This window comes from Paenibacillus alkalitolerans (genome assembly GCF_016482785.1).
Lineage (GTDB): Bacteria > Bacillota > Bacilli > Paenibacillales > YIM-B00363 > Paenibacillus_AE > Paenibacillus_AE alkalitolerans.
In genome coordinates this window covers 75,170-101,346 of sequence record NZ_JAEMXM010000007.1, presented here as the reverse complement: position 1 = coordinate 101,346, position 26,177 = coordinate 75,170, and the positions used below count along the sequence as shown (strand labels likewise).

Here is a 26,177-nt window from a genome sequence, read left to right as displayed (position 1 = left end):
AGGTTGGTCGGATGAGCGCGTCATTGGAAGAAATGAAACAGTTAGTGGAGCAGCTGAATCATCACAATTATTTGTATTACACGTTGGACCGGCCGGAGCTGAGCGATGCGGAGTACGATAAGCTCTACGACCGGTTGGCGGAGCTGGAACGGGAAACCGGCGTGACGCTGCCGGAATCGCCTACGCTTCGGGTCGGAGGCGGTGTGCTCAAAGGCTTCGAGCCGCACCGGCATCTGTCCCGGCTGTGGAGCTTGGACAAGGCTCAAAACAAAGACGACCTGCTCGCGTGGCACGCGCGCGCGGTCAAGCTCATCAATGATTATAACGCGAAAAATCCGGGCCAACCTCTGCCTGAACCGTCGTTCGTACTCGAGCTTAAGTTCGACGGACTGACGTTAAACTTGACGTATGAGAACGGCGGGCTCGTGCAAGCGGCTACACGCGGCAACGGCACGGTCGGCGAAGGGATTTTGGCGCAGGTTCGGACGATCCGTTCCGTGCCGGCGCGCATTCCTTACGATGAAGGCACCATCGAAGTGCAGGGCGAAGGATTTATGTACTTATCCGTGCTCGAGGAGTACAACAAGACGGCTGCGGAGCCGCTCAAGAACGCGCGCAATGCGGCGGCCGGGGCGCTGCGGAACCAAAATCCGGCCGTAACGGCGGAGAGAAAGCTGGATGCTTTCTTCTACAACGTCGGGTATACGTCCGAAGAGCGTCCTTATTCGACGCATATGGAAATGATCGAGTTTTTGCGGGAAAACCGGTTTAAGGTGAACCCTTACGTCAAACACTTCGACAACATCGAAGACGTGCATGCGGAGCTTGAGCGGCTGGCGGGCGAGCGGCATACGCTCGACTTCCTTATCGACGGAGCGGTCGTGAAGCTGAACGATTTGCGCACGCGGGACGTGCTCGGATATACCGACAAATTCCCGCGCTGGGCGGTCGCTTATAAATTCGAGGCGGAAGAGACGACGACGATACTTAACGAAGTCGTGTGGAACGTCGGGCGCACAGGCAAAATTACGCCGCTCGCGATCGTCGAGCCGGTCGATATCGCCGGGGTCACGGTGCGCAACTGCACGTTAAACAATATGGACGACATCGAGCGCAAAGGGCTGCGGCACGCGATCGGCACTTTGATCCACATCCGGCGCGCGAACGACGTCATCCCGGAAATTCTCGGCAAAGTCACGGAGGAAGCGGACGGACGGGAGGTTGTGGCGCCGGCGGAATGTCCGGCTTGCGGACATGCGCTCGAGCAGCGCGGAGCTCACTTGTTCTGCCCGAACAAGCTCGGCTGCAAGCCGCAAATTGTCGGGAGGGTGACGCACTTCGCCACACGCGACGCGATGGACATCGAGACGTTCAGCGAGAAGACGGCGGAGCAGCTGTACGACGAGCGCGATGTGAAAGATCCCGCGGACTTGTTTTATTTGACGAAGGACGACTTGGTCAGTCTGGAGCGATTCGGGGAGAAGAAGGCGCAGAAGCTGCTCGAAGCGATCGAAAAGTGCAAGACGCGCGATCTCGCTTCGTTCTTGTACGCGCTCGGCATTCCGAATACGGGGAAGACGACGACGCGGATGCTCGCCGACCATTACCGCGGCCTGGAGCCTCTCATGCACGCAACGGCCGAGGAGCTCGTCGGGCTTCCGGATGTCGGCGGCATCGTGGCGGAAAGCATTCACGGATTTTTTGCGGATCCGTTGAACCGGGAGTCGATCGCGCGCATGCTGTCCGCCGGGGTTTCTCCGACGGTGGAGGAAGCGGGGGCCGCATTGGCCGAGAATGCGGAGGATTCGCCGTTCTTCGGCAAGACCGTCGTGTTGACGGGCACGCTCCAATCGATGTCGCGGGACGATGCGGCGAAGCGGCTTGAGTCGTTGGGCGCCAAAGTGGCCGGCAGCGTGTCGAAGAAGACCGACTTCGTGATCGCCGGCGAAAGCGCCGGAAGCAAGCTGGCGAAAGCGCGCGACCTCGGCGTGACCGTCATCGACAACGAAGACGAGTTTTTGCGAATGCTAGGGAATGTGTGAACTAACGTGCCGCCGAAGCCCGAATAACCGGAGAAAGTCCGGTTACAGCTGCCGAGAAGTGTGGTTGAAGCCGAAATAACCGGAGAAACTCCGGTTACAGCTGTCGAAAAGTGTGATTGAAGCCCGAATAACGGGAGAAACTCCGGTTATGGCTGCTGAAAAGTGTGATTGAAGCCCGAATAACCGGAAAAACTCCGGGTGCAGCTGCCGTGAAGTGTGGTTGAAGCCGGAATAACTGGAGAAACTCCGGTTATTCCGGCGTTCAAAAGTTATCTAAGCCCCAAAGAAACCTCCAAAACCACTTATAAGTGGAACTGGAGGTTTCTTTGCGCTCTACACGACGGTACTACAAAATTCATTCCGGATAGCCGCAGGCTCCGTTTTCCGGTCCCTCCGTGCGGGCTCGTACGCCCGCCGCAAGATCTTCCGCCTCGTCGTTGTCGTTGGCCAGCGTTTCGCCGAATTGGTCCAGACGCGACGGGCTGCTGCGCTCTCCGTCACGGTCCGGGTGCGTGTTGCGTCCCGACATGCAAGAACACCCCCTTAAATTGCAGTGCCACTCATTATCAAACGTTGCCTCGAATAGTGTTTGCAACCTGTGACCGGATCAACCGTAGAACAAATTACCCGAATCGTTGGAAAATGCCCCGCGCCCACGGTATGAACCCCCCTCCAAACGTAAACCATAAGTAGTAACAGAAGCACTTGGCAAACGAGAAATTTTTGACTATAATGAATTTAAAGTCAAAGAAAGTCAAAGTCAACGAGGGGCAGTGTCGGCGTGCCTCTTGCCGCTTGCCGATCGGGGCGGCAGGGGGCTGGCAAACAACAAGCGCCCCGCGGAACACGGAGGCAACCTTCATGCGGAATACGTCCGACATGATCGAGCAGTATTTAAAGAAGCTGATACAAGAAAGCAAGGATGGGCTTATCGAGCTGCAGCGCAATGAGCTTGCCGAGAAATTTCAGTGCGTGCCGTCGCAAATCAATTATGTGATCGGCACCCGGTTTACGCTGGAGAAAGGATATCTCGTCGAAAGCAAGCGAGGCGGCGGGGGGTACATCCGCATTCAGAAAGTCGATTTGCCGATGCACGAGCCGATACATGTGCATGTGTCGCAGACGATCGGGCCGGAGATCGATCAAGGGGCTGCGGAAGGCTTGATCTACCGGTTGGAGGAGGCGCAGCTGATTTCATGCCGCGAAGCGAGCTTGCTGAAAGCGGCCGTTCATCGCGATGCGATTCATCTAAACCTGCCGCTGCGCGATCAAGTGCGTGCCCGGCTGCTCAAGGCGATGCTGGTCGCCCTGTTGACGAAGTGAAGTCCTAATGCTGATGTGTAGGAGGGGTACGAAGTGCTCTGTCAAGAATGCGGCAAACGGCCGGCGACGCTTCACTTTACGAAAATCGTCGGAGGCGAAAAGACGGAGTTTCATTTCTGCGAACCTTGCGCCAGAGAGAAGGGTGAGCTGATCCCAGGGACGGCCAACGGGTTCTCAATCCATAACCTGCTTTCGGGGCTACTGGAGCTCGACCCGAGCGCCAAAGCCCAAACCGGCAACGCCGCCAAATCGGCCCAGACGCGCTGCGATTATTGCGGATTGACCTATACTCAGTTCAGCAAGCTGGGACGATTCGGCTGCAGCGAATGCTATAAGCATTTCTCCGAACGGCTCACGCCGCTGCTGAAACGGGTTCACGGCAACACGGTTCACGTCGGGAAAGTGCCGAAGCGGGCCGGCCGTCAGTTCCAGGTGCGGCGCCAAATCGATCAGCTGAAGCGCGAGCTTCAGCACAAAGTCCAGCACGAGGAGTTTGAGGCCGCGGCCAAGCTGCGCGATGAAATTCGCGAACTTGAGAAGAAGGCAGGTGGTTCGAAGTGATGAACCGGTTCACCGACAATGCGCTCTCCTCTTGGATGAAAGCGGACGGTCCCGATTCCGATATCGTCATTTCGAGCAGGGTCCGGATTGCGCGCAATTTGTCCAGCGCACCGTTCCCGATGCTTGCGACGAACCAACAGTCGCAAGAAGTGCTCAACCGGGTGTCTAGCGTCATTAACAGCGATGAACTGCATGAGATATGCCGCTTCGAGTTGGTGCCTTTAAAAACGATGAACGAATTGGAGAAGCGGGTGCTCGTCGAGAAGCATCTCATCTCGCCGAATTTGGCCGACGACGCCCGCAACGGCGCAGCTATCTTAAGCGAGAACGAATCGATCTCGATTATGGTGAACGAAGAGGATCATCTTCGCATACAGGTGTTGTACCCGGGTTTTCAACTGAAGGAAGCTTGGGAGCTGGCCAATCAGATCGACGACGTCTTTGAGGGAGCCGTGGATTACGCATACGACGAAAAATTCGGATACCTAACAAGCTGCCCGACGAACGTCGGCACCGGCATCCGGGCGTCGGTCATGATGCACCTTCCCGCGCTTGTCATCACCAAACAAATCAACCGCATTTTGCAGGCGATTACGCAGGTGGGGCTGGCGGTCAGAGGATTGTACGGGGAAGGCAGCGAGGCGACGGGGAACATTTTTCAAATATCGAACCAGATAACCCTCGGCCAAACCGAAGATGAAATCATCGACAATTTGCACGGCGTCGCCCGGCAAATTATCGAGCACGAGAAAGCGGCCCGGCAGAAGCTGATGGGCGAATCGAGAACGAAGATTATGGACCGCATCCGGCGTTCATTCGGTATTATGAAGTACGCCGAAGTGATGGATTCGAAGGAATCGGCGCAGCGGTTGTCGGATGTACGCCTTGGTATCGATTTGGGTCTGATCCACGAAGTTCCGGCCATCGCGATGAACGAATTGCTCGTCATGACGCAGCCGGGGTATTTGCAGAAGCATTTTGGCAAAATGTTATCGCCGGAAGAGAGAGACGTGCACCGCGCGAAGCTCATCCGGGAAGTATTCGGCAATAAGTAACCGCCTTGTGCGGGACATCTTCAAATATAATCAGATTTTCCGGAGGTGTAACCATATGATGTTTGGACGATTTACGGAACGCGCTCAGAAAGTGTTGGCGTTGGCGCAAGAAGAAGCGGTGCGGTTGGGGCACAATAATATCGGTACGGAGCATATTTTGCTCGGGTTGATTCGCGAAGGCGACGGAATCGCGGCGAAGGCGTTGATCGCGCTCGGCTTGGGTCTTGAGAAAATTCAAGATGAGGTGGAAGCGCTCATCGGCCGCGGACAGGAGCAGCCGACAAATATCGCATATACTCCGCGTGCGAAGAAGGTTATCGAGCTGTCCATGGACGAAGCCCGCAAGCTCGGCCATACGTATGTGGGAACGGAGCATATCTTGCTCGGACTCATTCGTGAAGGCGAAGGCGTGGCGGCGCGCGTGTTGAACAATTTGGGCGTGTCCTTGAACAAGGCGCGCCAGCAAGTGCTGCAATTGTTGGGATCGAGCGAGGTATCCTCGAGCGCCCACGGCGGAGCGCCGGCGAATGTGAACACCCCGACGCTCGACTCTTTGGCGCGCGACTTGACCGCTGTGGCGAAGGAAGGCAATTTGGATCCGGTCATCGGCCGGGCGAAAGAGATCGAGCGCGTCATTCAAGTGCTGAGCCGCCGGACGAAGAACAATCCGGTGCTCATCGGCGAGCCGGGTGTCGGTAAGACCGCGATCGCGGAAGGTTTGGCGCAGCGCATCATCGCGAATGAAATTCCGGAGACGCTCCGCGATAAGCGCGTAATGACGCTGGATATGGGCTCGGTCGTGGCGGGAACGAAATACCGCGGCGAATTCGAAGACCGGTTGAAAAAAATTATGGATGAGATCCGTCAAGCGGGGAACATTGTTCTCTTTATCGACGAGCTGCATACGTTGATCGGAGCGGGCGGCGCGGAAGGCGCGATCGACGCGTCGAACATCCTGAAGCCTTCGCTGGCGCGCGGCGAATTGCAGTGCATCGGAGCGACGACGCTTGACGAGTACCGCAAATATATCGAGAAGGATGCGGCGTTGGAACGCAGGTTCCAACCGATTATGGTCGACGAGCCTTCGGTGGAGGAAGCGATTCTAATTTTGCACGGCTTGCGCGACCGCTATGAGGCGCATCACCGCGTAAAAATAACGGACGATGCGATCGATCAAGCGGTGCGCTTGTCCGACCGGTATATTACCGACCGTTTCCTTCCTGACAAAGCGATCGACTTGATCGATGAAGCCAGCTCCAAAGTGCGTCTTCGTACGTACACGGTGCCGCCGAACTTGAAACAGCTGGAGGCGCGTCTCGAAGATATCCGGAAGGAAAAGGACGCCGCGGTGCAAAGCCAAGAGTTCGAGAAGGCGGCGTCGCTTCGCGATACGGAACAGAAACTTCGCGACGAGTTGGAGTCCACCCGCAATGAGTGGAAAGAAAAGCAGGGCCGCACCGATTCCGAGGTAACGCCTGACGATATCGCGCAAGTGGTCGCGAGCTGGACCGGAATTCCGGTCGTGAAGCTGGCCGAAGAAGAAACACAGCGCTTATTGAAGATGGAAGACATCTTGCACAACCGGGTCATCGGCCAAGACGAAGCTGTGAAAGCAGTCGCCCGCGCCGTGCGGCGTTCCCGGGCAGGCTTGAAGGATCCGAAGCGGCCGATGGGTTCTTTCATCTTCTTGGGCCCGACAGGCGTAGGTAAAACCGAGCTTGCCCGGGCATTGGCGGAAGCGATGTTCGGCGACGAGAACGCGGTCATCCGCATCGACATGTCGGAATACATGGAGAAGCATTCGACTTCGCGACTTGTCGGCGCGCCTCCGGGATACGTCGGCTACGAAGAAGGCGGCCAGCTCACGGAGAAAGTTCGCCGCAAACCTTACAGCGTCGTGCTGCTTGACGAAATCGAGAAGGCGCACCCGGAAGTGTTCAACATCTTGCTGCAAGTGCTCGAGGACGGCCGGTTGACCGACTCGAAGGGCCGCACGGTCGACTTCCGCAACACGTTGATCATTATGACCTCCAACGTCGGCGCGGAAACGATCAAGAAAGGCTCCACGCTCGGCTTCGCAACGGGCGACGTAGCGAACACGGTGCGGAACCAGTATGAAGCGATGCGCGACCGCGTAATGGGCGAGCTCAAGAAGAGCTTCCGTCCGGAGTTCCTCAACCGGATCGACGAAACGATCGTCTTCCATCCGCTGGAGCAGGAGCATATCGCCCAGATCGTCTCGCTTATGTCCGAAGAGCTGCGCAAGCGTCTTAAAGAGCAAGAGATCGACTTTTCGCTCACGGACTCGGCGATGGCTTTCCTCGCGAAGGAAGGCTTCGACCCGGCGTACGGCGCGCGTCCGCTGCGCCGCGCGATCCAGAAGCATATCGAGGATCGGCTGTCGGAAGAGCTGCTGAGAGGCACGATCAAGAAAGGCGATACGGTAGTCATCGACGAGAAGAACGGCGAGCTTGCCGTGAATAGCGAAGTAATGCAGAAGTAATTGTTGTGCATGCAGCGGGAGTAGCGCCCGCGGCCGCCGTTCCAAGTCATTAAGCGCCGTCCGATCCGCGAAAGCGGGCCGGGCGGCGTTTTCTTCTGTACTGATTATTTCTTTTAACCATTGCTTTTAGATAACGGGATGATTATAGCGGCATTTTTTACACAATTGCACGAGTCCGTCAGATTGCAGAGTCATTGCAGTGGTAACTTTTTCCACTACATCCGTGGCCAACTCCCGATGTAAAATTAGTGTTAGGCTGTGTCACGCTCTTACCGATTGCAAGCGCTTCCAATCATTGATAACCATCCTATGCGGAAGGAGCGGACTATGGCAAAAAAACCATCCATCCTCGTTCAACTAATAGTAGGTTTCTCCGGTATTTTGATTGTCGTGATGTCCGTTACGAGCTTTTTCTCATATCACTACTCTTCGCAGGTCGTATCCGAAAAAGCGACTCAATACATGCTGGAATCAGTCGTTCAGATGCGCGGCAAAACCGATGTTCTGCTCCGCGAATACGACAAGTTTTCCCAAAGAGTCGGGTTCAGCCCCACCCTGCAGCAATATTTGTCGGAAATCAAATCGGGCAAGAGCACGGTTGAGAGCCCCGTTACGATCGACAGATACTTGTCGAATAAAGCGAGATATATCGGATCGGAATTATCGGTGCATGTGCTGGATTTGCACGGCGGGTTTTATTCCGGCAGCAACACGATAGTGATGTACTGGCGAAAGGCGGAAGAAATCAGACATTTGAACTGGTACCCGCAGATCGAGAATAACCGCGGCCGCGTGTTGTGGGTGTTGGGCACCGCATGGAGAAGCGGCAAAATACCCGCTGTAATCGGCGCCCGCCAAATAAACAACTGGTCAAGCTTGGACCGGCTTGGCGATATGTTCCTCGTCATCCCGCTCGAACAGCTGGCCCGTACGATCGAACAGCGTGAAACGACCGGAGACGGGACGAAAAGTAAAACTCTTATTATCGACCAGCTCGGACAAGTCGTTTATTCGAGCAACCTGCAGGAAATAGGAACCGTCGTAGAGAGGGATCTCCTCAATCAATTTACTGGCAAGAAGGCCGGCGTCCTCGAAGGCGAATGGTACGGCAAGCCCGCGTATATGTCTTATTCCGTATCCGATTACAGCGGCTGGACGGCGGCGTCATATATTGAGGTGTCCGAAGTGACGCGGGATTTACAGAAGATTCAGCAGAGCAGCTTCTTCATCGCGCTGTTCGGTTTGGCCGCCGCTTTGTTGTTAATCGTCTTCTTCTCATGGTCGACCGCACGTCCGATTCGATATTTATCGGGAATGCTGGCCAAGGTGGAACGCGGCGTGCTCTTTTCCTATCGGGGAACGATGATGAACAGGGAGGTCGCCTCTCTCTATGAGAGTTTTAACAGCATGATTCTTAATTTGAACAAGACGATCAAAGATATGTCGGATTTACAAATCAGCGAAAAGCAGGCGCAGCTCGTCGCTCTAAAGGCGCAATTCAGGCCGCATTTTCTATATAACACGCTCAACACGATTTATTGGTCGCTCATTAACGAAGGCCAGGACCGGGTGGCGAAAATGGTGCTCACGTTAAGCGATCTATTGAGGTACAGCGTACAGCCCGGTTCGGACATGGTCACGATCGAAGAAGATTTGCACAATTTGGAGCGGTTTATGTTTTTACAGAAGGAGCGATATAAAAATAAACTGCAGTTCGATACCTATGTCGAACCGGAGCTGTTGAAATACAAGATGATGAAAATGATGCTTCAGCCGCTTGCCGAAAATGCGTTCACTCACGGTCTAGAGCCGGTAAAAAACCGCCAATGGATACTGCGCGTTGAAATAACGCGTGCGGAAACCGGCAATATCCGGCTCGTTGTGGAGGATAACGGGTTAGGCATGCCGGAAGACAAAATGGCCGACGTGCTGAACTTTCGAAGCGGCGCCGACGAGAAAAACTCCGTCCATACAGGACTGGGCCTTGCGAATTTGAATCATCGCATTAAATTGATCTACGGCAGGGAATACGGATTGAAGCTGTCCAACAGCCAAATCGGCGGACTGAGGGTAGAAATCGTTATTCCGGCGACAACGGGAGGTGCGCAGCAATGATGCGGAAAATGAAAAGAGTGATTCTTCTTGTTGCCGTCTTGATATTGTCATTGTCAGGGTGCGCGGAGAGTGCTCTGAAGCCCGAAAAAGATACCGAGCAGGCGTCTTCGCGGACAGAACTCACGGTGTGGCTTTGGCCGGGAACCGGCTTGGAACCGTTAATCAAGGAGTACGAGAAGCGGCATCCGGAGCTGCGTATCGCTATTCAATCGATGATTTACGAGGACGTGCATTTCAACCTGCAAACCGCCTTCGCAGCAGGGATCGGTGCGCCGGATATTTGCCTTATCGAAATCAGTTATATCGAGCGGTTCAAATCGTTTCCGGACTTTTTTCACAATCTGGCAGATTTCGGCGCGGGCGAATTGAATACGCGGTACTTGGACTGGAATTGGCAGCAGGCGCAAAGCAAAGACGGAACGTTCATCTTCGGGCTGCCTACGGATATCGGTCCGATCGCGATGGTATACCGGACCGAATTGTTTCGGGAGGCGGGTTTGCCCGCAGACCGGGACGAAGTGGCGGCAAAATTATCCGAGTGGGACGATTTGATCTTTGCGGGAGAACGAATACTCAAGAAAACAGGCAAACCGATGTTCGATAACATCGTCACGCTTTACCGCGCCATAATCGAGCAGTCGGAGATTCAATATTTCGATTCGGTTACGGGGGAATTTATCGCCGAGTCGAATCCGAACGTCAAGCGCGCATGGGACTATGCGGTTGACGCATCAATGCGCGGCCTTTCCGCGGGGATACAAACGTATACGCCGGAGTGGGGGACCGGGTTGAACAACGGGGATTTCGCAGTAGTATTGTCCCCTGCCTGGATGACAGGGTTCATAAAGAAGAATGCGCCGGAGGCCGCCGGAGCATGGGATATCTCTTATATGCCTGGCGGAGGCGGAAATTGGGGAGGATCGTTCTTGACAATACCGAAGGAGGGAGCGCATCCGGAGGAAGCATACCGGTTGATCAAGTGGTTGACCGATCCGGAGCAGCAGCTGGCGGTATTCGAGAAGAACGGCAACTTCCCGTCGAGTCCCGCCGTTTACGAGCATGAATTGATCGGCAAACAATCCGACTCTTATTTCAGCGAAGCGCCCGCGGGGAAAATTTATGCCGAAGCGGCCAAGATGGTGAAACCGGCCGGACTAAATCCGAACATCTCCATGGTTCAGACGGCAATGGAGCAAGCGCTTCTGAAGGTCGAGAGAAGACAAGCCGATCCGGAACAAGCGTGGGACGACACGATGAAACAAATTATGAGGGACTTAAATAAGTACGGCGCTCCAAGCTTCGACTAATCTGCTTCTAGAGGGGAGTAACGCGATGAATATTTTGGTTGTCGATGACGAACCGTTCGTGCTTTCATCCATGGCGCGGCTCATTCGTTCCCAGTATGCAAGCTGCGAGGTTGAAGAAGCGGAAGACGGCGAAGGAGCCATCAAAATTTTGCAGCGCAAAAACATCGATTTGGTGATCACGGATATTCGCATGCCCGGTATGGACGGACTCGAATTGGCTTCCAACATTAGCGTGAATCACCCATCTACCGTCGCAGTCCTGCTTACCGGTTACGCCGAATTCGATTACGCCGTCGCCGCGATCAGGCAAGGCGTGTTCGATTATTTGCTTAAACCGATATCCAAGGAGAGCCTCATGCAGACGGTGGAGAGGGTTAAGCATTACCTTACCCAACGGAAAGTCCAAGACGGAATCGACAAATCGAAGCCGTCCGATTCGACGCATAGGCTGATCCGGTCGTCGCTGGAATGGATCGCCGAGCAATATGCATCGCCCGAACTGACGCTTGCGTCGATTGCCGAAAAATATTTCGTCAATCCGAATTATCTCAGCGGACTGTTTAAATCGGAAACGGGGCTTACTTTCACTCAGCACCTAACCAATTACCGGCTGGAAGCGGCGAAGCAATTGCTGCGGGAAACGAACTTGAAAATATATGAAATTTGCGAAAAGGCCGGCTATACGGATCAAGCCTACTTCAGCCGGTTATTTAAAGCAGTGGAAGGAATGACCCCGTATGAGTATCGCGAGTCCTATTGCTCCTTAGGAGACGAACATCTGAAATAGGTGCAAAAAATACAAGAATAGTCACATACGAATATTTCCCCCGGTTTTATATACTTCTTGTAAGCGCTTTATTGTAAGCGCAAACATATTGAAATAGGGGGAAATGATCATGGTCAAACGTATCGGAATCTTGTTGATGGGCTTGATGCTGGCGTTCTCAGTCGCTGCTTGCGGCGGCGGTAATAGCGGAAGCGGCGGAAGCGGCGGAAACGCCGGCAGCGGCGGCGGAAGCCCGGAGAAAGTAAAGCTGACCATATGGTTGTGGCCGGGAATGGGCATTGAAGACCAAATCAAGGAATATGCGGCGAGCAACAATCTCGAAGTCGATATTCAGCTCTCACCGTTCGCCGACGTTCATAACAACCTGCAGACGGCATTGGCTTCCGGCAGCGGCGCCCCCGATATCTCCGCCGTAGAAGTGAAGGTCATCGAAAAATTCAAAGCAAATCCGGAACATTTCACCAACCTGTTGGAGCTTGGCGCGGATGAAATCAAAGACGATTACATCGAATGGAAATGGGAACAAGCGTTAACCGGGGACAAAAATGTTCTCCTAGGCATACCTACGGACATTGGCCCGATGGCGATGGCTTACCGTACGGACGTATTTGAGAAGGCCGGTCTTCCGACGGATCCGGCGGAAGTAAGCAATGTAATCAAGACGTGGGACGACTTCATTGAGGCGGGAAAGAAGGTTCGCCAGAACGCGGGAGTCGCGATGATCGACAATGCCGCAAGCTTGTTGACCGTCATGGTCGGCCAAGGCGACAAGAAGCACTTCGAACAGGACGGCACGTTCATCTCCAAAGAAAACCCGCAGGTGAAGAAAGCTTGGGAATACGCGAACAAAGCGATTGAAGCAAACATTACGGCCAATATCGACGCCTGGTCGAGCGAATGGGGCACAGGTATGACGAACGGCGATTTCGCGGTCGAGCTGGCTCCTGCTTGGATGGGCGGATTCATGAAGACGAACGCGCCGGACGCGAAAGGCAAATGGAATTTGACGCTGATGCCTGAAGGCTCGGGCAACTGGGGCGGCTCGTTCTTGACGATTCCGAAGCAGTCCAAGCATCCGAAAGAGACGTACGAGCTCATCAAGTGGCTCTTGTCGCCGGAACAGCAATTGGTCACGTTCAAGAAAAACAGCAACTTCCCGTCGACGCCGGAGCTGTTCGAATCTCCTGAAATTCAAGACTATAAAGACGAATACTTCTCCAACGCTCCGGCAGGCAAAATTTATGCGGAAGCAGCAAAGCTGGTGAAGCCGGTTTACGAGGGTCCGGACTCTCAGTTGGTGGAGGACGCTTTGAATCAAGCGATCGCCAGGGTTGAAGACAAGCAGCAGTCCGCTGAAGACAGCTGGAATCAAGCGTATCAAGACATTGAACGGCAATTGTCCCGCAAATAAGAGACGCGAAGGCTGGTGTGACGCATCAGCCTTCCCTTTTCGCAACTTTCGTGCGATTGGAGGAACGGCGATGAGATGGAACCAAGGCGTGCGGGACCATGTTTCCGCTTATCTTTATATCTCTCCCTTCTTTATTTTATTCGGAATTTTCGGCGTGTACCCGATCATCTTCACGGCGTGGGTGTCGCTTCACAAGTGGAATATCGTCGGCAACAAACAATTCATCGGCTTCGATAATTATCAATTTTTAATGGAAGACCCGTATTTTTGGAAATCGCTCTATAACACATTCAGCATCTGGTTTATATCCACCATTCCGCAACTGTTCATGGCGCTGGTTTTGGCTTTCTTCTTAAACCAAGCTTTTCTGAAAGGCAAAGACTTCTTCCGAGTGGCGGTGTTTATGCCGAACATCACTTCCATAGTGGCGGTAGCCGTTATTTTCGGAGCGATCTTCGGTCAGCATTACGGATTGTTGAACTATTTGTTAACGGTGCTCGGATTTGAGCCGTACGATTTCAAGAGCTCGGTCATAGGTACGCATATAGCCATTTCCTCTATGGTCATGTGGAGATGGACGGGATATAACGCAATTATTTATTTGGCCGGTTTGCAGAGTATTCCGAACGACTTGTACGAAGCCGCGACGATTGACGGCGCATCGAAGACGCAGCAGTTTTTCTACATTACCATCCCGATGATTCGTCCCGTCATCATTTTCACCGTCATCTTGTCCACCATCGGAGGCATGCAAATTTTCACGGAACCGATGATTTTCTCCGGCGCCGGAGGAGGCTCTCAGGGACAAGGATTGACGATCACCCAGCTCATTTACGAGGAAGCCTTCACGCGTCAATCGTTTGGGTACGCCGCAGCCGTCGCATGGGTTCTGTTCTTCATTATCGTTGCCTTCTCGGCAGTGAACTTGTTCTTAACGAAAAAGTTACAATCCGCGGACTAACAGGCAACCGAAGGTTGTCCGCGACCGCAAGTATATAGCAAGGGGTGAAGGAGAATGAGTGTGAGGGTCGGCATCGGCCGGGTATCGCTTTATACCTTCTTGGTTGTAATTACGTTGTTGTCGGTGTTTCCTTTCTACTGGATGTTCGTGATCGGCTCGAACACAACGGCCGCGATTAACAAGTTTCCGCCTTCCTTAACTCCGGGAACGCAATTTTTTGCCAATTTGCAAAAGGTGTTCGACAGCGTCAATTTCTTGGGGTCCATCTGGAATTCGGCGTTGGTGTCCGGCGCGGTAACATTGTCGGTGTTGTTCTTCAGCTCGTTGGCCGGCTTCGCTTTCGCGAAGCTGCAATTTGCCGGCCGCCGCGTGTTGTTCGTATTTCTTCTGGGAACGATGATGGTGCCTTCACAGTTAGGGTTAATCCCCTCATACATGATCGTCAGCAAGCTGGGATGGGTCGATTCGTTGAGGGCGGTCATCATCCCGGGCATGGTGAACGCGTTCGGCGTATTTTGGATGAGGCAATATATTTCCGCCACCATTCCGAACGATTTGCTGGAAGCGGGAAGAATCGACGGCTGTTCGAATCTCCGGCTGTATTGGAACGTTACGATTCCTTCGATTCGTCCGGCGCTCGCGACACTTGGCATCATCACGTTCATGGGAACGTGGAACGACTTTCTGTGGCCGCTCGTTGTGTTGAAGGACCGCAGCGTTCATACGGTGCAGATCGCGCTGAAAAATTTGAACGGCGCATACTACACGGATTATGCGATGATTTTGGCGGGTACCGTGTTGGCGACGCTGCCGATTTTGGCCGCTTTCCTCATGTTCAGCAAGCAGTTTATCGCCGGCTTGACCGAAGGCGCGGTGAAGTGATTTAGGCCGCGTTGCGGCGTATGCCGCTGCCGGCGGGCTTGCTCGATGCAGGTCGGAAACGCAGTTAACGGAAGCGAATGTCCGCTAACCTCTAGCGGACATTCGCTTCCGTTAGCTACAAACTCAGCAGCGTGAACAAGACGAACACGGCGGCTAACAGCAGCACAACGATAATGACCGGCAGCAATAGCAGGTCAGCGCCTTCCAGGCGGAAAATCGGTGGGCTTCGGCGAGGCATTTTAGAAGAATGACCACGGACCATACCGCGACAACGACCTCAATAGCGGTAATCGCAAGGAACAACCACAACAACGCCGGGTTGGCGTCGATCATCGGCGTTGCGCTCGTGAAGTTTTCTTCCCGGAATAAGATCAGCGATGGAATCCAAGTGATGTACGTGTAAATGAGCGGTATTTCGAATATGCAATTGCCAGGCGGACATCCCGGTAGCTTCCTTCGCCGCCAAGCCTCCGGCCGGACCATGTGAGCACCGCTCCCGCGACATAATACCCGATCAATCCTCCGACTATAGCCGTGACTCCGGCAATAATAAGAATGCTGACAAACCCCATACCGTCACCCGCGCTTCTGCCGGCCGCGCGATCCAACGTGTTGATGAACGTTCCGGCAATCATCAGCCAGAACGCGGCAGCCGACTCCCCTCTCTCCAGCATAGCCTTCATCGTTTCGCACGGTCTCGTCCAAATGGATATCCACGGGTTTATACTTCGCATCATAACGATACCCCTTCCGCATGTCATCGATATTTGTATTATCGGCGGAAATATACGTCGTCTAAAGCAGTTTTCGCCTTAATAATGTATTTTTCGATTGAATCCGACATCTTTTCCCATTATAATGAGACCTAGCCAAATAGTAGTACTAATTTCATAGGTTCATAGAATCAAAGGCAAAATCGCCGAAAGGCGATGACGCAAAGCCATGGGTCTTCCGAACCGGATTTTGAACTCCGGAACGATGATCGCCAGGTTGCTCTTGGATCGCGAAAACATTTTCGCATGCACATTGCTCCCGGGCGCCTCGAAACAGGCTTTCGGGAGTTTTTATTTTTCCAAATAGGGAGAGGAAATCGAATGAAAAAATGTACTAGAGCTCTACTATTAATCGCGGCACTCCTGCTCGCAGTTCCGGCAAACCCGGCGATCGCCGCAAGCTATGACGTCGACGCAGATTCAACCGGTTTCGTGCTGCCGGCGAAATCGACCGTATTCGGGAATCAAGCGGCATGGATTGCAAACCAACATATCTTTCATGCAAACATCACTTCCAAAGAGAAACGCCAGTTGACGACGGTCGCCTCTTTCAAAGACACGATCGCTTTCCATGGGGATCTGATCGTATGGGAAGACAAGCGGGAGATCGACGCGAAAGCGCAGCCGGCGGCTCGCCATATCATCCTTTACAATCTCGCAACGAACAAAGAGAAAGTGATCAGCTGGTCTCCGGCTCAGCACGTGAACCCGTCCACGGACGGCAAGTTTATCGCCTGGTACAACCGCGACACACGGGGAGATATGTATCTCTACGACTCGGACAAAGATGCGACCGAGCTGCTCGGCCAAGGGCGCTACCCGATCGTATCAAACGGGCTCGTCGTATACAAGCAAGCGGGGAAAGACGGCCTCAATATGTTGGATTTGGGCACAAAGGCGGATACCGTGCTGTATGAAGCAGAGCGCGGCAATTATATCGCAGGATTCGCATTCCAAGGCAACACGGTCATATGGAAAATCAGAAACTTCGACGGCTTGACGCACTATATGGCGATGAAAATCAACACTCCTGGAGCCGAGCCCGTACAGCTTACCCAACCCTCAAAGAAAGATAGAGAATTCCCGATCATGGCGGCAGGCGACAATGTGGTCGCGTGGGTGGAGGATGTGAACGGCGTCGCGCAAATTATGGCCGCGGATTTGAAGACGAACGAAACGTTCCAGGCGACCCACGGCACAACCGATCAAACCTTCCTCAAGATGGAGAACGACAAAATGATCACGAAGGCCGCCGACGGACGATTGACGGTACTGACCGTTGTTCCGGCGAATACGGCGACCGGCTCCAAGCAAGACACTTCGCCGCAACCGGTCATATCGGTCGATTCGATCACACGCAAGATCGGTGCGGAAGGCGGAACGGTGGAATCCGCTGACGGGGCATTCAAGCTCATCATTCCGGCCGGCGCTTTCGATCAAACAGCGGACATTACCGTAAAGCGCGAGAGCGTTTCGAAATCGGCGGCGGAAGGCTTCGTTCCGAAGAGCGACGCATGGACGGTCACGTCGAGCAGGCCGTTTGCCGCGGCTGCGAAGATGACTCTTGCATATGCGAGCAGCGGTATGACCGGATTGGACCATGAGAAAACGGGACTGTTTTTGCAAAATGGCGAGCAGTGGACGTACTTGGGCGGAACGGCCGATGCTGCGGCTTCTGCGGCAACGGCGGTTTGGACGAAACAAGAGGGGACCGTCGCGGTTGCGCAGCGAAACGCTTCGTTCAAGGATTTGTCCGCGCACTGGGCGAAAGACGCCGTCGAAGTGCTTGCGGCGAAGAACATCGTCAACGGCTTCGAGGACGGAACGTACCGTCCGGACACGCAAGTGACGAGGGCTCAATTCGTGAAGCTCCTTGCCGGAATTTTCGGTTTGCAGGCGGTGTCTTCGGGGAATGAGGGACATTTTGCCGATGTGGGTCGGAATCATTGGGCGTTCGGCGTCGTCGAAGCGGCGGCGAAAGCGGGCTGGGTGCAGGGTGACGGCGGTTCGTTCCATCCCGATGCGCCGGTGACGAGGGAACAGATGAGCGCCATGATCGTCCGCGCGATGGGCGCGAAGGCGCCGGTATTGCAGCTGGAAGAGACGGAAGGCCTCTTGAAGTTTAAAGACGCGGCAACGATCAGCGGCTGGGCGAAGGCGAATGTCGCGGCCGTCGTAAAGCTCGGCTTGTTGAAGGGCAGCGACGGCCAAGTGATGCCGTTAAAGACGACGACCCGCGCGGAAGCGGCGACGGTCGTGTACCGGCTGCTGCCGCTCGTAGCGAACGAATAATGGGGAGGAACCGGACTTATGAGTCGTTTGTTTAATGCGCTGCGGCGCAAAAGAAATTCGATCATCGCATCCGTATTGGCGGTGTTGATCGCGGTCAGCGGCATTCCGCTGTACCCGGGCGACGCGCCGAAGGCGAAAGCCGCGACATCGGTGGACGTGGACCCGGATGAAATTATGACCGTTTACGGACAACCGCTCGATATTACTTTCAGCTACGATAATCCCGGAGAAGGCCAGACGAGCCATCCGACGGACATTTCCATCTGCGGCGAGCAGACGCTCGTTTCGGGCGCCAGCTATTCCGTCATTGAAAGTCATACATACCGCTGGGACGGAAAGCTGAACGGTCAGCCGGCTCCGGAAGGAAGCTATGAAGCTTGCGTCACGCCGACGGATTTCACGCAGTTTTTCGGTTCGGAGCCGTTCACGGTGAGAAATCCTGCGCCGCCTGCGCCGATTGGAGTGGAGATCGTTCCCGACCCGGAGCTGCGCAGTGAGAAGCATGTCATTCGCGGATTGGCGGAAACCGATACGTTGGTGACGCTTGAAATGTGGGTGACGGTGAAAGAAGGTACGAACCGGAAGGTCGTGAAACCGGAAATTATAAAGATCGCGGAAAATGTGCCTGTCATCAAGCAGCGTACGTGGTCCCAAGACATTTCCGTAAGCGGCTACTTCCCGGAATTTCCGGCGTCCAGCGACCCGGAGGATTATGTGGGCGAATGGCAAGTGGAGGTGGAGCTGCCCCTCTACGAAATCGCGCATATTCGCGCCGTGACGAAGCGTCCGTTCGACGGCAAGACGTCCGGTTATTCGGAAGTGCTCGAAGTGCTCAAATACAAAGCGAATATTTGGGGTGTGAACTGGGCGCACATCGCCGCTTTGTATTATGACGATGTTTCGAAAGCAGGCATCGCGGCGAACGTTGTCAAAATCGCGCAATACAACAACCAGGAGCTGAGGCATTGCGAAGACGGCGAGATTTGCATGGGCTTCCTGGATAAAGATGCGGTCGTGCTTGTTCCGCAGCCGCAATCGGCCGGCAATATCGACAATACGGATATCGAGCGAATTGAGGAAGCGTACGCGAACAAGGAAGGACATCCGTTAGTCGAGGCTTTCGATCCGGTAAATTTGGCGACCGGCGACTTCGTCTTCTCGCATACGAATATGTCGCTTGCCGGATTGATGCCGCTGGATTTTAAGGTGACCTACCACAGCCGCGACAAATATGACGGCATTCTCGGCGTCGGCTGGCACCACTCGTTGGATTGGCATCTTTATCCCCGGGAAAATACGCAAGTATTGGTCACGCCGTCCGGAGCGAGCTTGGTGTATGAGTCGGCGGGGAACGGTCAATTCCACACCCCTCCGGGCGTGTACGATACGCTTGTTCAAGAGCCGAACGGCATGTTTACGCTGACCCGCAAGGATCAGTCCCGCATGGTGTTCCGGGAAGACGGAACATTGTACCGGATGGAGGATGCGAACGGGAACGGCGCTCAATTTTACTATGTAGGATCGGTGTTGGACCGCATCGAAGCGGAAGGCGCTTCGTTGGATTTTACATATGGTGCGAACGGGAAGCTGATTCGTCTTGCGGATCAATCCGGACGCGAGGTGATCTATGAATACGATGCCGTCAATAACGATTTGACGGGAATCGTGCTGCCGGACAGGGCGAAGATCGGCTTCGAGTACGATGAATTGCACCGGATGACCGGAATGATCAATCCGGAGCAAACGGCGAAGCTGATCAACGAATACGACAATCAAGACCGTGTCGTCAGGCAGCGGGACTTGGGCGGCGAATGGGGCGATATCGTCTACTATCCGGAAGAGAAGAAGACGGTGACGATCGACGCGTTAGGCCGAAGGACGACGTACGAGTTCGACGACCGCCAGCGCCGGACGGCCATTCATCATCCGGACGGCACCTCGGAAAGATTCGTCTATGACTCGAACGACAACATGACGCATTACACGGACCGCAACGGCGAGACGTGGGAGTTTGTATACGATGAATTGGGCAATATGCTGCAGCAGATCGATCCGTTGGGTACCACGACGACGATGCTGTATAACGGCTTCGGCAAGCCGACGGAAGTGACCGACGCTTTAGGCAATAGGACGTTGTTCGGTTATGACGGAAGAGGGAACCTGATCTCCGTCACCGATGCGCTTGGAGGCGTGTCGACGATCGAGCGCGACGCGCGCGGCGTGCCGACGGCGATGGTGAACGCCGAAGGGGAACGCACCGTGCTGACGAACGACGACGACGGATTCGTGCGTTTCATCACCGACCCGGAAGGGTTCACACAGGAGCTGGTGCGCGATCCGCTGCATCGCGTCACCGAGATCGTCGATGCGCTCGGCCACCGGACGAAGATTGCCTACGATCCGCGTGACCGGGTGAAGGAGCGTCTGAATCCGCTAGGCTACAAGGATACGTTCGATTATGACAAGAACAGCAACTTGAAACATGTCGAAAACCGTGGGAGCGAGGCATACGAGTACACATACGACACATTCGACCGGTTGAAGACGGTGACGGATCCGGACGGCAAAGTGACTCAGTTTGAGTATGATGCCGTCGGCAATCGGACCAAGATCATCGAGCCGAACGGCGCGGTGACGGAACTTCACTACGACGCTGCCGATCGTGTGGATTGGGTCCGTGACGCCGAAGGCAATGTGACCGACTACGAGTATGACGGCAACCGCAACGTGACGGCCGTCGTGGATCCGCGCCAGGGCCGCACGACGATCGAGTACGATGCCCGCAACTTGCCGGTCAAATTGACCGATCCGGAAGGCAGGGTAACCCAGTACGGATACGATGCGCTCGGACGATTAACGACCGAGAAGGATCATTACGGCTCGATCACCTCTTACCATTACGACGCTGTCGGCCGCCTCGCGAAGGTGATCGACGCGCTCGGCCAAGCGACGGAGTACGGCTACGACAGGGCGGGCCGTCTGACAAGCGTGAAGAAGCCAAACGGTGCGATCTGGGCGATGGAGTACGACGACCGCGGCTTGCTCGTGGCGACCGTCGACCCGCTCGGCAATCGAACGGCGATGGAGCGCGACGAGCTCGGCCGGGTGAAAGTGTCGCGCGATGAGTCCGGATCGCCGACGACGTATACGTACGATGAGATCGGACGCGTGAAGACGATTACCGACGCATCGGGCGCCGTCACCGAATTCGGCTATGACGAGATGGACCGCATTACTAGCGTGAAGGATGCGAAGGGACAGATAACGGTCTACGACTACGACGCGTTAGGCCGTCTGGAAGCGGTCATCAACGCGAAAGGCGACGCAACGAGGTACACGTATGACGCGGTCGGCAACTTGCGGACGAAGACGGACGCGGAAGGCCGGGTAACGGAGTACGAATACGACTTGCTCAGCCGCTTAAAGTCGCAAATCGATCCGCTCGGCAAAGTGACCGAAATGCTGTACGACGGCATGGGCAACGTTACATCCGTGACGCATCCGGATCAGACCGCCACGGCATACAACTACGATTTGGCGAACCGGTTGACCGGCATTGCGTACCACGACGGCGCTTCGGTTTCGTACACGTACGACAAACTCGGCCGACGCACATCGATGACCGACTCCACGGGTACGACGACCTATGCATATGACGCATTGTCGCGATTGACGAGCGTGACCGATTCGCGCGGCCAGACGATCGGCTACTCGTGGACCGAGAACGGGCAGCGCAAGAGCATGGCGTATCCGGACGGCAGCGTCGTCACGTACGACGTCGACCTGCTGGACCGCATCGTCGGCGTCATCGACGGCTCCGGCCGCCGCACGTCATATACGTACGATGCGCGCGGGCTGCTGACGGAGAAATCGCTCCCGACAGGCGCAGTCAGCACGTACCGCTACGACGCGCTCGGCCAGCTGCTTGAGTTGACGCATAAGAATCAGTACGGTCACGCGGTAGAGCAGCTCATCTACGCATACGACCCGGTCGGCAACCGCACGAACATGGAGCGCATCGAAGGCGGCGGCGACGAGGACGACAACGCGGAAAGCCGTGTCGTGTCCGAATATGCGTACGACGCGCTCAACCAGCTTGTCACCGCAAACAAATACAACCACGGCGATCCGGGGTCGCTCATTACGACGAACTACACGTACGACAAAGTCGGCAACCGCTTGGCGAAGTCCACCGCGTGGGGCGACCTGGTCGATCGGGAAGAGTACACGTACAACGCGGGCGACCAATTGATCCACTGGCAAAACGGCCTCGACTATAAAGATTATACCTACGATTTAAGAGGCAACGTGCTGCAAGTGATCGGGGTGCTCGGACAAGCCGATCCGACACTGACGGTAGCGGCCTCCGTGTACGACGAATCGGTGACGCCTTCGGTGTATACGGATGTGTATGATCCGCTGGCCGAAATGCTGATGTCCGAACCGGGAGTTCCGGAAGTGCTCGAGGAATATACGTGGAACGGCGCAAATCGTCTGACACAGCACATCAACGATATCGGGGACATCACCCGTTACGCGTACGACGGCGACGGAAACCGCGTGTCGATGATCGTGGACGTAAAGCATGGCCCGAACGGACGCGGCAACGGAAAAGGAAACGGCAATGGTAACGGAAATGGTAATGGTAATGCCAACGGAAACGGAAACAAGAGCGAGTGCGACCACGTCGTACCGCCGGGCTTTGTGCCGCCGGGGCTTGCGAAGAAATGCGATCCGGTCAACGGGGAATATCCGACGGACCATCCGTTCGGACCACGCGACGGCTGGGAGTTGCAGCATAAGAAGAAGCACTGGGAGTTCCATTACACGAACGATGTGAGCATGGCACTGCCGGAGCCGATCCAAATCACCGAAGCGGACCCGACGAAGTGGAAAGAAACGTTCGTCTACGGCGCAGGCGGGGAACGCGTCTCGTACACGTACCTTCCGGCGTACGACCCCGACAACGGTTGGGAACCGACCCCGGGAGACGGCGGAGCGGAACCGGGTGTTACCCCGAAGACGCTGTGGTACTTGACCGACGCGTTGGGCAGCACGCTCGGCTTGATCGAGCAAGACGGCCGCATGTCGTCTCGTTACCATTACGACGAATTCGGCATCCCGCTCGACGCGAAGAAATTCGACCCGAACTGGCCGGGACCGGACAATCTTTTCGGCTACACCGGATTAGGGTATGATTTCAATAGTGGTCTCACCTATGCGCGCGCTCGCTACTACCAGCCGGAAATCGGGCGGTTTGTGAGTGAGGATTCGTATAAGGGGGATATTTGGAGTCCGCAGAGTCAGAATGGTTATGCTTATGTTCATAATAATCCAATAATTTTTACCGACCCTAGCGGACATAAAGTTTGGCTGATTCATGGTACATTCTCAGATGGAGATACTTGGACCGATGATTTTGTTGATTATGTTGAGGACTTATTTCAAGAGTCAAGTGAGAAATTAAATTGGTCCGGTGGTAATTCTAAAGGTGCTCGTTCGGAGGCGGCGGAGTATTTTGCAACGAAGGTATATGAGTGGCATAAGGAAAACCCGGATGAACCCATTAGATTGGTAGGTCATAGTCATGGAGGGAATGTGGCTATAATGTTGGCAAATCTACTGGAGGAAAAAGGTTTGGAAGTGGATACTTTAATAACCATCGCAACTCCAGTGAGGGAGTATCAACTAGAAACCGAGGTTGGGCAACATATTAATGTGTATAATAATAGGGATATCGTACAAAGCGACTTGGGAGGTAGATGGTGGTTACTGGGATATACTTTTACCCGAAAATTTAAGAACGCAGATAACGTACGTGCTAAAGATGCCGAGACGGGAACAAGAATTGGAGCTCATTCAAACATGCACAGCAATATTGATATCTGGGAAAATTATATTGAACCAGTATTAAAGAAATAATAGCAGAATGGTACTATAAGCAAAGGGGGGGCGGGTATGCACTTGTGGTTACGGTTACTAACGGTAGTGCTAATACTTTTTAGCATCTCATCACTTATATGGTTTTTTGTAGGTTCCACCGCATATTTTCAACGGATGATGGATATTATAGGCACAACTATATTAATTGGTGCTGGTGTCCCAGTTCTTGTATTAGCCATTTTGTATACTATATTATCGGTAAAAGGTTGGACTCCGACAAGCTCAGCAGTTTATGTAGGTTTCTTTTCTGGACTGTTACTACTAACGTTGCTTTCCGCCTCCTTAATTCACAGTGTCAATTCACATGGTTGGATGAAGGAAAAAATCGCCAGTGATACATTAAAGATTACCGAGGATGGGAAGTATGAATATCGAATCGAATTAATTAACTTGTTCCAAAGAAACAGTCGTGCTCAACTTTATCTAAAGGATGTTGGCTCGGGAGAGGAGAAGTACATCCCGGTTGATATTCAAACACGCAAGATTGCAGGACTTGGGGTTAAAAAGGTTAATAACTGGGTGGTGCTCGAACCAGCGGGGACTTCATCTCGGTATATTCTGTACACTACTAGAGAATTGGGCATACCTGAAGAGAAATTTGAAATTGACATTATGGCAGGAATTTCGAGCAGATTAGATTAGAGGTAGAAAAACTAAACCACAATGTGATTGACCATCGCATTGTGGTTTTCTTGTACGCCCAGCATGGGCGTTATCTCTACGGTGAAAGTCCGGAATGGGGGCTGGCAAGCGCCTACCATTAGCCAAGAGCAAGGGTGTCCGCTGTGAGGCGGAATCCGAAGGAAGCTGGAGGCAAACGCACAGATCGAGGTACACGAATCCAATTTGAGCGCTCAACCAGCTCGTCACGGTGAACAAATACAACTTCGGCGACCCGGCGTCGCTCATCACGACGAACTACACGTACGACAAAGTCGGCAACCGTTTGGCGAAGTCGACGGTGTGGGGCGACTTGCTCGACTTGGAAGAGTACACGTACAACGCGGGCGACCAATTGATCCACTGGCAAAACGGCCTCGACTACAAAGACTATACCTATGATTTACGAGGCAACGTGCTGCAGGTGATCGGGGTGCTCGGACAAGCGGATCCGACATTGACGGTCGCGGCTTCCGTGTACGATGAAGCGGTGGCGCCTGCGGTGTATACGGACGTGTACGATCCGTTGGCATTCGCATTGATGTCCGAGCCGGCGGTACCTGAGGTTCTTGAGCAATATACGTGGAACGGCGCGAACCGGCTGACGCAGCACATCAACGATGTCGGGGACATCACCCGTTATGCGTACGACGGCGACGGAAACCGCGTGTCCATGATCGTCGACGTGAAGCATGGACCGAACGGACGCGGCAACGGAAAAGGAAACGGCAATGGCAATGGTAACGGAAATGGGAACGGCAACGGCAACGGTAGAAAGAGCGATAAGTGTGACCACGTCGTACCACCGGGCTTCGTTCCTCCGGGGCTCGCGAAGAAATGCGATCCAGTTAACGGAGAATATCCGACGGACCACCCGTTTGGACCGCGCGACGGTTGGGAGCTGCAATACAAGAAGAAGCACTGGGAGTTCCATTACACGAACGACGTGAGCATGGCGCTTCCGGAACCGATTCAAATCACCTAAGCGGACCCGACGAAGTGGAAAGAAACGTTCGTCTACGGCGCAGGCGGAGATCGCGTCTCGTATACGTACCTCCCGGCGTATGACCCGGACAACGGTTGGGAACCGACCCCGGGTGCGGGCGGCGCGGGAGAGGGCGTCACCCCGAAAACGCTGTGGTACTTGACCGACGCACTCGGCAGCACGCTCGGCTTGATCGAGCAAGACGGACGCATGTCGTCGCGCTACCATTACGACGAATTCGGCATCCCGCTCGACACGAAGAAATTCGACCCGAACTGGCCGGGCCCGGATAATCTTTTCGGCTACACCGGATTAGGGTATGATTTCAATAGCGGTCTCACTTACGCGCGTGAGGGTCGTTGTTTTTACCCCCACCCAGTGCCGAATGAATCGGGCGACTGAATCCAAACAAGCTTACCGTGAGAAACGTATAGATCGATAATTTCACGTATGTCCCTGATATCGAAAGCATCCGCAATTCTTTCAATGCGGCCTAAGCTAATCGAGTTCGCTTAAAGTTGCGTGGTGGAAGTCGCTAAGCCGGGATAATTCCCGTAAGGAAACACCATGTTTCTTA

General features: G+C 54.3%; 20 protein-coding genes, 1 pseudogene and 1 riboswitch. Of the genes and pseudogenes, 17 read left to right on the top strand and 4 right to left on the bottom strand.

Features of this window, described 5'->3' with window-relative positions:
- The first annotated feature begins 11 nt into the window (after positions 1–11).
- The gene (gene ligA, locus JET16_RS13510; RefSeq protein WP_199616651.1) at positions 12–2,042 is read left to right on the top strand and encodes an NAD-dependent DNA ligase LigA; all 2,031 of its coding nucleotides are present in this window, start codon (positions 12–14) and stop codon (positions 2,040–2,042) included.
- Positions 2,043–2,397: 355 nt separating this feature from the next.
- Here ligA and JET16_RS13505 read toward each other — a convergent pair whose 3' ends face one another.
- Positions 2,398–2,571: a hypothetical protein gene (locus JET16_RS13505; RefSeq protein ID WP_199616871.1), complete on the bottom strand. Its 174-nt coding sequence runs from the start codon at positions 2,569–2,571 to the stop codon at positions 2,398–2,400.
- Between the two features lie 332 nt (positions 2,572–2,903).
- On the opposite strand from JET16_RS13505, the gene JET16_RS13500 reads away from it, so the two are divergent.
- The 10 genes from JET16_RS13500 to JET16_RS13455 all read left to right on the top strand — a co-directional run bounded on the left by JET16_RS13500 (position 2,904) and on the right by JET16_RS13455 (position 14,947).
- Positions 2,904–3,365 (top strand): CtsR family transcriptional regulator, encoded by a 462-nt coding sequence (locus JET16_RS13500; RefSeq protein WP_199616649.1) that lies wholly within the window; start codon positions 2,904–2,906, stop codon positions 3,363–3,365.
- Between the two features lie 33 nt (positions 3,366–3,398).
- A complete protein-coding gene (locus JET16_RS13495) occupies positions 3,399–3,926 on the top strand; it encodes a UvrB/UvrC motif-containing protein (protein WP_199616647.1) in 528 nt (175 codons plus the stop codon).
- Positions 3,926–4,981, top strand: a complete 1,056-nt coding sequence (locus JET16_RS13490) for a protein arginine kinase (protein ID WP_199616645.1) — start codon at positions 3,926–3,928, stop codon at positions 4,979–4,981. Before JET16_RS13495 ends, JET16_RS13490 begins: the two co-directional genes overlap by 1 nt.
- Before the next feature lie 55 nt (positions 4,982–5,036).
- Positions 5,037–7,484 carry an ATP-dependent Clp protease ATP-binding subunit gene (gene clpC, locus JET16_RS13485; protein WP_199616643.1) on the top strand — a complete coding sequence of 816 codons (2,448 nt, stop codon included), beginning with the start codon at positions 5,037–5,039 and terminating at the stop codon, positions 7,482–7,484.
- A gap of 327 nt (positions 7,485–7,811) precedes the next feature.
- The gene (locus JET16_RS13480; protein WP_199616641.1) at positions 7,812–9,599 is read left to right on the top strand and encodes a cache domain-containing sensor histidine kinase; all 1,788 of its coding nucleotides are present in this window, start codon (positions 7,812–7,814) and stop codon (positions 9,597–9,599) included.
- The gene (locus JET16_RS13475) at positions 9,596–10,906 is read left to right on the top strand and encodes an extracellular solute-binding protein (protein WP_199616639.1); all 1,311 of its coding nucleotides are present in this window, start codon (positions 9,596–9,598) and stop codon (positions 10,904–10,906) included. The genes JET16_RS13480 and JET16_RS13475 overlap by 4 nt, the downstream gene beginning before the upstream one ends.
- Before the next feature lie 25 nt (positions 10,907–10,931).
- Positions 10,932–11,693: a response regulator transcription factor gene (locus JET16_RS13470; protein ID WP_199616637.1), complete on the top strand. Its 762-nt coding sequence runs from the start codon at positions 10,932–10,934 to the stop codon at positions 11,691–11,693.
- 109 nt (positions 11,694–11,802) lie between these two features.
- The gene (locus JET16_RS13465) at positions 11,803–13,104 is read left to right on the top strand and encodes an ABC transporter substrate-binding protein (protein ID WP_199616635.1); all 1,302 of its coding nucleotides are present in this window, start codon (positions 11,803–11,805) and stop codon (positions 13,102–13,104) included.
- A 70-nt stretch (positions 13,105–13,174) separates the two neighbouring features.
- Positions 13,175–14,065 carry a carbohydrate ABC transporter permease gene (locus tag JET16_RS13460; RefSeq protein WP_199616634.1) on the top strand — a complete coding sequence of 297 codons (891 nt, stop codon included), beginning with the start codon at positions 13,175–13,177 and terminating at the stop codon, positions 14,063–14,065.
- A 54-nt stretch (positions 14,066–14,119) separates the two neighbouring features.
- Positions 14,120–14,947 (top strand): carbohydrate ABC transporter permease, encoded by an 828-nt coding sequence (locus JET16_RS13455; RefSeq protein WP_199616633.1) that lies wholly within the window; start codon positions 14,120–14,122, stop codon positions 14,945–14,947.
- Positions 14,948–15,062: 115 nt separating this feature from the next.
- On the opposite strand, the gene JET16_RS30600 is transcribed toward JET16_RS13455, so the two are convergent.
- Complete coding sequence (locus tag JET16_RS30600; RefSeq protein WP_267908695.1) at positions 15,063–15,185, bottom strand: hypothetical protein; 123 nt, start codon at positions 15,183–15,185, stop codon at positions 15,063–15,065.
- 9 nt (positions 15,186–15,194) lie between these two features.
- On the opposite strand from JET16_RS30600, the gene JET16_RS13450 reads away from it, so the two are divergent.
- The gene (locus tag JET16_RS13450; protein WP_199616632.1) at positions 15,195–15,350 is read left to right on the top strand and encodes a hypothetical protein; all 156 of its coding nucleotides are present in this window, start codon (positions 15,195–15,197) and stop codon (positions 15,348–15,350) included.
- On the opposite strand, the gene JET16_RS13445 is transcribed toward JET16_RS13450, so the two are convergent.
- Positions 15,319–15,684, bottom strand: coding sequence for a Yip1 family protein (locus tag JET16_RS13445; protein WP_199616631.1), 366 nt, complete (start codon positions 15,682–15,684; stop codon positions 15,319–15,321). The genes JET16_RS13450 and JET16_RS13445 overlap by 32 nt on opposite strands.
- Positions 15,685–15,846: 162 nt before the next feature.
- Positions 15,847–15,945, top strand: a riboswitch (cyclic di-GMP riboswitch).
- A 96-nt stretch (positions 15,946–16,041) separates the two neighbouring features.
- Here JET16_RS13445 and JET16_RS13440 point away from each other — a divergent pair.
- The 5 genes from JET16_RS13440 to JET16_RS13420 all read left to right on the top strand — a co-directional run bounded on the left by JET16_RS13440 (position 16,042) and on the right by JET16_RS13420 (position 26,002).
- Positions 16,042–18,012, top strand: coding sequence for an S-layer homology domain-containing protein (locus JET16_RS13440; protein ID WP_199616630.1), 1,971 nt, complete (start codon positions 16,042–16,044; stop codon positions 18,010–18,012).
- Between the two features lie 18 nt (positions 18,013–18,030).
- Complete coding sequence (locus JET16_RS13435; RefSeq protein ID WP_199616629.1) at positions 18,031–23,934, top strand: DUF6531 domain-containing protein; 5,904 nt, start codon at positions 18,031–18,033, stop codon at positions 23,932–23,934.
- A 36-nt stretch (positions 23,935–23,970) separates the two neighbouring features.
- A complete protein-coding gene (locus JET16_RS13430) occupies positions 23,971–24,597 on the top strand; it encodes a hypothetical protein (RefSeq protein WP_199616628.1) in 627 nt (208 codons plus the stop codon).
- Between the two features lie 229 nt (positions 24,598–24,826).
- Positions 24,827–25,600 (top strand): RHS repeat domain-containing protein, encoded by a 774-nt coding sequence (locus tag JET16_RS30830; RefSeq protein WP_199616627.1) that lies wholly within the window; start codon positions 24,827–24,829, stop codon positions 25,598–25,600.
- Positions 25,601–25,759: 159 nt separating this feature from the next.
- Complete coding sequence (locus JET16_RS13420) at positions 25,760–26,002, top strand: hypothetical protein (RefSeq protein ID WP_199616626.1); 243 nt, start codon at positions 25,760–25,762, stop codon at positions 26,000–26,002.
- Here the strand turns inward: JET16_RS13420 and JET16_RS30125 are convergent.
- Positions 25,966–26,176: pseudogene (locus JET16_RS30125) on the bottom strand (helix-turn-helix domain-containing protein); the annotation flags it as partial. The gene JET16_RS13420 and the pseudogene JET16_RS30125 overlap by 37 nt on opposite strands.
- Position 26,177 lies beyond the last annotated feature (1 nt).